Origin of the sequence: Marinobacter sp. UBA2498 (assembly GCF_002341575.1) — a bacterium.
GTDB classification, from domain to species: domain Bacteria; phylum Pseudomonadota; class Gammaproteobacteria; order Pseudomonadales; family Oleiphilaceae; genus Marinobacter; species Marinobacter manganoxydans.
The window spans coordinates 2,327-10,577 of the sequence record NZ_DDOI01000017.1; the positions used below are offsets into that span (position 1 = coordinate 2,327).

Annotated in this window: 6 protein-coding genes and 1 pseudogene; all 7 read left to right on the plus strand. The window is 60.0% G+C overall.

Annotated elements, in window-relative coordinates; all coding sequences use genetic code 11:
- Positions 1-234 (plus strand): annotated as a pseudogene (locus B2W52_RS01760) (gamma-carboxygeranoyl-CoA hydratase); the annotation flags it as partial.
- A gap of 2 nt (positions 235-236) precedes the next feature.
- On the plus strand, positions 237-2,246 hold the full coding sequence (locus B2W52_RS01765; RefSeq protein WP_273070807.1) for an acetyl/propionyl/methylcrotonyl-CoA carboxylase subunit alpha: 2,010 nt from the start codon (positions 237-239) through the stop codon (positions 2,244-2,246).
- Positions 2,246-3,154: a hydroxymethylglutaryl-CoA lyase gene (locus B2W52_RS01770; RefSeq protein ID WP_008170614.1), complete on the plus strand. Its 909-nt coding sequence runs from the start codon at positions 2,246-2,248 to the stop codon at positions 3,152-3,154. Before B2W52_RS01765 ends, B2W52_RS01770 begins: the two co-directional genes overlap by 1 nt.
- Positions 3,155-3,298: 144 nt before the next feature.
- A complete protein-coding gene (locus B2W52_RS01775) occupies positions 3,299-3,874 on the plus strand; it encodes a peroxidase-related enzyme (RefSeq protein WP_008170617.1) in 576 nt (191 codons plus the stop codon).
- A gap of 52 nt (positions 3,875-3,926) precedes the next feature.
- On the plus strand, positions 3,927-5,615 hold the full coding sequence (locus B2W52_RS01780; protein ID WP_081449819.1) for an AMP-binding protein: 1,689 nt from the start codon (positions 3,927-3,929) through the stop codon (positions 5,613-5,615).
- Between the two features lie 152 nt (positions 5,616-5,767).
- On the plus strand, positions 5,768-6,454 hold the full coding sequence (locus tag B2W52_RS01785; RefSeq protein WP_273070808.1) for a DUF2959 domain-containing protein: 687 nt from the start codon (positions 5,768-5,770) through the stop codon (positions 6,452-6,454).
- Between the two features lie 21 nt (positions 6,455-6,475).
- Positions 6,476-8,251 (plus strand): hypothetical protein (locus tag B2W52_RS01790; protein WP_286801066.1); only part of this gene is annotated, 1,776 nt, incomplete at its 3' end.

Here is an 8,251-nt window from a genome sequence, read left to right on the forward strand (position 1 = left end):
GCCATGGAAGCCCGCTGCAACGAGATGCTCCAGCAACTGGCCATGAACGGGCCCGAGGCCATGAAAGCCGCCAAGGAATTGGTATTCGCCGTCAGCCACAAGCCCATCAACGACGACGTGATTGACGACACCGCACACCGCATCGCGGATATCCGGGTGGGTGAAGAAGGGCAGGAAGGGCTCAGCGCCTTCCTGAACAAGCGCAAGGCCAACTGGGTTCCGGAGGAAGAATAACAATGTTCAGCAAGATACTGATCGCCAACCGGGGCGAAATCGCCTGCCGGATCATACAAACCGCCCACCGCATGGGCATTCGCGTCGTCGCCGTCTATTCTGAGGCCGACGCCAATGCACGGCACGTGGCCATGGCCGACGAAGCCTTCCACATCGGCCCCGCGCCCAGCTCCGAGAGCTACCTGCGGGCTGAAAAGATCATTGAGATTGCCAAGAAGAGTGGCGCTCAGGCCGTTCACCCGGGCTACGGTTTCCTCTCTGAAAACACCGCATTCGCCGAAGCCTGTGAAGCCAACAACATTGTCTTCATTGGCCCGCCTTCCTCGGCCATTGCCGCCATGGGCTCCAAGTCTGCGGCCAAGGCCATCATGGAAAAAGCCGGCGTACCCCTGGTGCCCGGTTACCACGGCGACGACCAGTCCGTTGAAACCCTGCGGGCCGAAGCCGAGAAATGCGGCTTCCCCTTGCTGCTCAAGGCTGTCGCCGGCGGCGGTGGCAAAGGCATGCGCGTCGTGAACAACATGGGCGAGTTTGACGATGCTCTGGCTGCTGCCAAGCGCGAAGCCCAGAACGCGTTCGGCAACCCGGACATGCTGATCGAACGTTACCTGACCCAGCCCCGGCACGTGGAGATCCAGGTCTTCTGCGACCAGGAAGGCAAGGGCGTGTACCTGGCCGAGCGTGACTGTTCCGTGCAGCGCCGCCATCAGAAAGTCCTCGAAGAAGCCCCGGCCCCGGGCCTGAGCGAAGAAACCCGCAAGGCCATGGGTGAGGCGGCCGTGCGCGCCGCCCAGGCCATTAACTACGTGGGTGCCGGCACCGTTGAATTCCTGTACGACGTCGACGGCTCCTTCTTCTTCATGGAGATGAACACCCGCCTTCAGGTCGAGCATCCGGTTACCGAAATGGTCACCGGCCAGGATCTGGTGGAATGGCAGCTGAAAGTGGCCTGGGGTGATGCCCTGCCGCTGGAACAGTCCCAGGTGAAAACCCGGGGCCACGCCCTGGAAGCGCGGATCTACGCCGAAGACCCGGACCAGGACTTCCTGCCGGCCACCGGTAACCTGCGCTACCTGAGCACCCCGGATGAAAGCGCCCATGTGCGCGTCGACACCGGCGTGACCGAAGGCGACGACATCAGCATCCACTACGACCCCATGATCGCCAAGCTGATCGTGTGGGACGAAACCCGCGACCAGGCCATCAACCGCATGGTTCAGGCCCTGGAGCACTACCGCATCGCGGGCGTGAAGACCAACATCCGGTTCCTGCACGCCCTGGCGGACGCCCAACCGTTCCGGGAAGCGGAACTGACCACCGGCTTTATCGACGATCACCGGGAACTGCTGTTCCCGAAATCCAAGCTGGATACCCATAAAGCCCTGGTACTGGCCGCCGGTTTTGTTCTGGAACAGCGCAAATCCCGTGAAGTGGTCAGCACCGACCCCTGGTCGCCGTTCGGCCGCCAGAACAGCTGGCGCATGAACTCAGAATACGCCCAGCCGCTGCAACTGCAGGTCGGTGACGAGATTCACGACCTGAAGGTACTGGAGCGTGATGACCGCTATCAGGTATTCGTTGGTGACAGCGTCTACAACCTGACTGCCCGTCTGGATGACGACTACCTGCAGGCGGTCATCAACGGCCATCGCATCAGCATCCACGGCAACCTGCACAACGACCAGCTGGTGCTGTTCTACGAAGGCGACACCTTCAACTGCACCGTGTACAAGGAAAGCTACGGCTTCGAGGAAATGGCCGGCGAAGGCAGCCTGGCCGCGCCCATGAACGGTGCCATCGTCGCCGTGCAGGCCAAAGTCGGCGACAAGGTCACCGCCGGCCAGAGCCTGGTGATCATGGAAGCCATGAAGATGGAGCACGCCATCAAGGCCCCGGCCGACGGCGTGGTCACCGAGATCTTCTTCGCCGAAGGCGACCAGGTTTCCGAAGGTGCCGAACTGATTGCCATTGAGGTGAACGACCCAGAAGCGAAACAAGAGGAGGCAGGCTAATGGCCTTTCCCAAACAGGTCCGCCTGGTTGAGATGAGCCCCCGGGACGGACTCCAGAACGAGCCCGGCCCGGTGATCGCCACCGCCATCAAAACCGGGCTGATCGACCGCCTGGCAGACAGCGGCCTGAGCCACATCGAGGCCGCCAGCTTCGTGTCCCCGAAATGGGTGCCACAAATGGGCGACGCCGCCGAGGTGATGGCCGGCATCAATCGCAAGGCTGGCGTTCGCTACTCCGCCCTCACCCCGAACCTGAAAGGGTTTGAGGGGGCACTGGCGGCGAAGGCCGACGAAGTGGCGGTGTTCGGCGCCGCGTCCGAATCCTTCACCAAAAAGAACATCAACTGCACCATCGCCGAAAGCCTCGAACGCTTCGCCCCGGTGGTGGAAGAAGCCCGCAAACACGGCATCCCAGTGCGTGGTTACGTTTCCACCGTCATGGGCTGCCCCTACGAAGGCGACATCGCCCCGGAACAGGTGGCCACCGTGGCCAAAGCCCTGTACGAAATGGGTTGCCACGAAATCTCTCTGGGCGACACCATCGGCGTGGGCACCCCGATCAAAGCCAAGCGAATGCTCGAAGCCGTCGCTGCCCACGTGCCCATGGAAAAGCTGGCGGCCCACTTCCACGACACCTATGGCCAGGCACTGGCCAACCTGTACGCGGTGCTGGAAGAAGGCGTCAGCGTCATCGATGCCTCCGTCGCCGGCCTCGGCGGCTGTCCCTACGCCAAAGGCGCCTCGGGCAACGTCGCCACCGAAGACGTGCTATACCTGCTTAACGGCCTTGGCATCAAAACCGGCGTCGATCTGGAAAAGCTTGTCGCCACAGGCGACTGGATATGCAGCCAACTGAATCGCCACAACGGCTCAAAAGTCGGCCAGGCACTAGGCGGCAACTGCCAATGATCAAATTGGCGGGTGGGAACAGCTTCCCAGGACTGTCTGCAGCATGGATGCTGCAGTCAAGCGTACACGGACGTATTCACAGCGTGTCCTGGGAAGCTGTTCCCGCCCGCCAAAGCACCAAACAGGAAGGCTAGGAGCCCAAGAATGAGCAACAAAAACGTAGTGGCCCTCGATCTCCCCATCCCGGAGATCAAAGACATGCCGGAAGACACCCAGAAGTACTTCCAGATCTGCCAGGAAAAACTGGGCATGATCCCGAACGTACTCACCGCCTACAGCCAGAACCTTAAACAGCTGGACGGTTTCACCCGCCTGTATAACGAGCTTATGCTCGGTGAGAGCGAACTCTCCAAACTGGAGCGGGAAATGGTCGCCGTGGTGGTTTCCTCCGAGAACAAATGCTTCTACTGCCTGGTTGCTCACGGCGCCGCCGTGCGGGTCCTGAGCGGCGATCCCCAGTTGGGTGAGCACATGGTGATGAACTACCGCAGCGCCAAACTCGACAAGCGCCAGCGGGCGATGCTGGATTTTGCATCCCACCTTACCCGCTCGCCGGCCACCGTCACCGAAGACGACATCCAGGCCCTGCGGGATGCCGGTCTGAGTGACCGCGGCATCTGGGATCTCAGTAACCTGATCGGTTTTTACAACATGTCCAACCGGGTGGCAATTGCCAGCGATATGCAACCGAATCCCGAATATCACAGTCAGAGTCGCTAGCAGGTAAACCACCCTGCTCGCCCTCGAATACAAAAACAATGGAGGCAGAGATATGAGCAAGACTCTACCAAGTTATACCAGCGGAACCGCGGAAGTGCCCCTGCTGGGCATGACCATCGGTGAAATGCTCGACCGCACCGCAGAGAAGTACCCGGACAACGAAGCCCTGGTGTGCCTGCACCAGGACATTCGCTGGACCTACAAAGAGTTTGTTGAAAAAGTCGACGAAGCCGCCCGCGCCTTCATGGCCATTGGCGTCAAACGCGGCGACCGCGTGGGCATCTGGTCCCCCAACCGCTACGAGTGGACCGTTACCCAGTTCGCCACCGCCAAAGTCGGCGCCATCCTGGTGAACATCAACCCGGCTTACGGTGTCCACGAACTGCAATACGCCCTCAACCTCGCTGGTATCACCACCCTGGTGACGGCTGACAGCTTCAAAGCCTCCAATTACCGCGAGATGATCTACGAGCTGGCCCCGGAGCTGAAGCGAAGCTCCCCCGGCAAGCTCAAGGCCGACCACGTTCCGGAACTGCGGGCTGTGATCAACGTGCACGAAGACAAGCACGACGGCATGTGGACCTGGAAGGAATTCCTCGGCTTCTCAAGCGACGTGTCCCAGGACGATCTGGTAAAACGCCAGGGCGAACTGCAGTTTGACGACCCCATCAACATCCAGTTCACCTCCGGCACCACCGGCAACCCGAAAGGCGCTACCCTCACCCACCACAACATCCTGAACAACGGGTACTTTGTGGGCGAGAGCCAGTTGCTGACCGAAAAAGACCGCCTGGTGATTCCGGTGCCCCTGTACCACTGCTTCGGTATGGTCATGGGCAACCTGGGCTGCATCACCCACGGCTCCACCATGATCTATCCGGGCGAAGGCTTCGAGCCCAAGTCCGTGCTGCAGGCCGTGCACCAGGAAAAGGCCACCGCCCTGTACGGCGTGCCCACCATGTTCATTGCCGAACTGGCCGAGCCGGAATTCGAGACCTATGACCTTTCCAGCCTGCGCACCGGCATCATGGCCGGATCCATCTGCCCGGCAGAGGTCATGAAGAAGGTCAACGGCAAGATGAACATGAAAGAGGTTCAGATTGCCTACGGCATGACCGAAACCAGCCCGGTTTCCACGCAGACCAGCTCCCTGGATCCGTTCGAGAAGCAGGTCACCACCGTGGGCCGCACCCAGCCGCACCTGGAAACCAAGATCGTTGATCCGGGCACCGGCAACGTGGTTCCGCGTGGCGAGATCGGCGAGCTGTGCACCCGTGGCTACAGCGTGATGCTGAAGTACTGGAACAACGAAGAGAAAACCCGCGAAGCCATCGACAGCGCCGGATGGATGCACACCGGCGATCTGGCCACCATGGACGAAGAAGGCTATGTCCAGATCGTTGGCCGCATCAAGGACATGGTCATCCGTGGCGGGGAGAACATCTACCCGAAAGAAATCGAAGAGTTCCTCTACACCCACCCGGCCATCGAAGAAGTGCAGGTAACCGGCATTCCCGATGACAAGTACGGCGAAGAGCTGATTGCCTGGGTGAAGCTGGCTCCCGACGCGGCGCCAGTCACAGCCGAAGACCTACAGGCCTTCTGCAAGGGCAAGATCGCTCACTTCAAGATTCCGAAGAACTACAAGTTCGTGGACGAATTCCCGATGACTGTCACCGGGAAGATCCAGAAATTCAAGATGCGGGAGATTTCAATCGAGGAGATGGGACTGAAGAAATAACCACGGTCCCTGCTTTGGTTGAACGGACAAACCCCGGCACTTGCCGGGGTTTGTCGTTTTCCGCTCCAGCAAATCAAGGCCGAATACGTGCTTGTCAGCGCTCCACCGCCATGCTTCACTTCTGTGATTAGCATGCAACCGGAGACGCCCCTATGCCCAGCCCCGCAACCGACTACTCGAAAACAAAAATCAGCCTTCAACGTGTCTGGGTGCTATTGCTCAGCGCGGTGCTCCTTGGCGGGTGCTCCACGGTGTACTACAAAACCATGGAAAAATTCGGGTATGAAAAGCGGGACATCCTGGTGGATCGGGTTGAAGATGCCCGGGACAGCCAGAACGACGCCCAGGAAACCTTCCGTTCGTCGCTTGAGCGTTTCCAGAGTGTGGTGGACACGCCTGACACCGAGCTAAAGGAACAATATGCCGAAATCAGCGATGCCTACGAAGACAGCCTGGCGAGTGCCGAAGAGGTTAGAGACCGGATCGACAAGGTAGAAGAAGTCGCCAAGGACCTGTTCGATGAATGGGAAGACGAACTCAGCCTGTACGAGAGCGCATCACTGCGCCGCAGTAGCGAACAGCAGCTGAAAGAGACCCGCGTTCAGTACGGCCAGCTGATCAGCCGGATGCACGACGCCGAGGACAGAATGGAACCGGTGCTGCAGGCATTTGAGGATCAGGTGCTGTACCTTAAGCATAATCTGAATGCCCAGGCGATCGGTTCGCTGGAAAACGAACTGGTCAGCATCCGTCAGGATGTAGATTCCCTGATTCGCAATATGGAACAGTCAATCGCGGAGTCTGAAGCCTTTATTCAACGTTTTCGCCAGGGCGGGTAATACCTCAAGGGAGCCAACGCTATGGAGCGCCAAGACGCAGATCCTGCGCTCAAGTCGGCATTGATGCAATTCGACATGGCGCTGGCAGAATTTGCCCGCGCCCGCAAATCGGACCCCAAAGCCTCCAGTCTCAGTCTTTTGGAGCGCACACGGATGCTGATGACGCTGCCAGGCGGCTTCGACGCCATCTACCGGCGCGTAAGGTCGCTCGAATCCGCTGGCATTTTCGGCACCAGCGACTGGGCCCGGCCAGCCCTGCTGCAACCGGCGCTCGCCAAACACTCTCTGAGGGAGGCGGGTGCAGTTACCACCATTGTCGAGGCGATCAGCGAACTGCGCATGCTGGCCGTCACCCGTGGCAAATACTTCCATCCCGGAATTTCTGCTGAGCAGGCACGCCACTTTCTCACCCAGGTGATGGCATTAAACCTGGACCTGCTGTCTGGCCAGCTCACCGAAGCCGATCGTGAAAGACCCAAGCAACTTGGCACCATCGTTCAGGAACTCTATCGGTACCTGATCTCCCACCTCGGTTATGAAAGCCTATTGGACAGCCTGGTGGCGGAAGTCTGGCGATTGCTGGACCAGGGGCCGGTGCAGGTCGACAGTATTCGGGAAATGATCGGGCAGATCGCCAAGTGCCTTTACGACCCCGACATCAAAACCGGACGCAATGCCGATGCCACGCGGCTGGTGAAGGCCCTCTTTGCCCCCACACCTGCCAGCGCCGAAGACCCGGGCCTTGCCGTTTACGAGCAGCGTTTGAAAGACATGGACGACGTGGCGCTCTCCTCCGAGGCCACCTACTTTGCCCGCAGCATGTTCGACACCGGCCTGGCCTCTCCCTACCACGCGGTAATGCTCCGGTTCCTGCGCGCCAGCGGCCAGGACGATCTCATCCCCAACACACTGGGGCTGACCATGACCGGGCTGGACGATCTCTACTGTTACACCAATCTGGTCCATGCCCTGATTGACGAGGCCATCTACCCGGAAACCTGCCAGGCCGTCTATGGCCTGACCATGATGCTGGAGCGCGGATCGCTGTTTACACCCTCTGTGGCCCAGGCACTGTGGCGGCAAATCAAACTGAAGCCCTCTGCGGAAACCGATCAGGCTCTCAGAGAGGCGTTCGGCGATGCCCGGCCACCCCGGGTATTCCTGCTGGCCGGGGTTATCAACCTGCTGGGCCAGCCGCTGGGCGTTGGTCAGGGCAACAACCCCACCTGCCAGTCTGCCATTGGCCTCTCCATGTGGGCGTCAAACGAGGCGGATTACCTGTTGCAAGTCCTGGCCTGGGCAGCACGCGACAACGAAGTGCTGAGCCGCTTTGAAGGCCAGGAGGTTTCTTCCCGCGATCTGGAACCGGGCCTGGTTAAGGGAACGCCAGTGGATGTGGACCCGGTATCGCTCGTGCTCATCCCTCATCTCGATCGCCTCTACGGTGAGATGTGGCGCCGCTGTGAAACCCGGGACGACGACGCCCATCGCTGGATCAACCCGGAATTCTACGGCTGGTGGGTCAGCCACGGCTTCCGCGTGGTCGCCGACGTAAAAACCGGCGAGGTGAAAGACTACGAGGGGTTTATCCGGCATTTCTACGCGAGCTATCACCCCTTCTACAACGGCAACATACCGGTCATTCATGCCCAGCCCGCGGGCATTGCCGTTACGGACAGCGCCGCCCGCTTTGTGGGCCGGCACGCCATCAATATCCTGCGGGTTGCCCTGAGCCCGAAGAACGAGATGCGGGTGTACTTTTTCAACCCCAACAACGACAGCGGCCAGAACTGGGGC

Coding starts and splice junctions, on each gene's coding strand:
- B2W52_RS01765 (WP_273070807.1), top strand. CDS start 237: ATGTTCAGCAAGATACTGATCGCCAACCGGGGCGAAATCGCCTGCCGG.
- B2W52_RS01770 (WP_008170614.1), top strand. CDS start 2,246: ATGGCCTTTCCCAAACAGGTCCGCCTGGTTGAGATGAGCCCCCGGGAC.
- B2W52_RS01775 (WP_008170617.1), top strand. CDS start 3,299: ATGAGCAACAAAAACGTAGTGGCCCTCGATCTCCCCATCCCGGAGATC.
- B2W52_RS01780 (WP_081449819.1), top strand. CDS start 3,927: ATGAGCAAGACTCTACCAAGTTATACCAGCGGAACCGCGGAAGTGCCC.
- B2W52_RS01785 (WP_273070808.1), top strand. CDS start 5,768: ATGCCCAGCCCCGCAACCGACTACTCGAAAACAAAAATCAGCCTTCAA.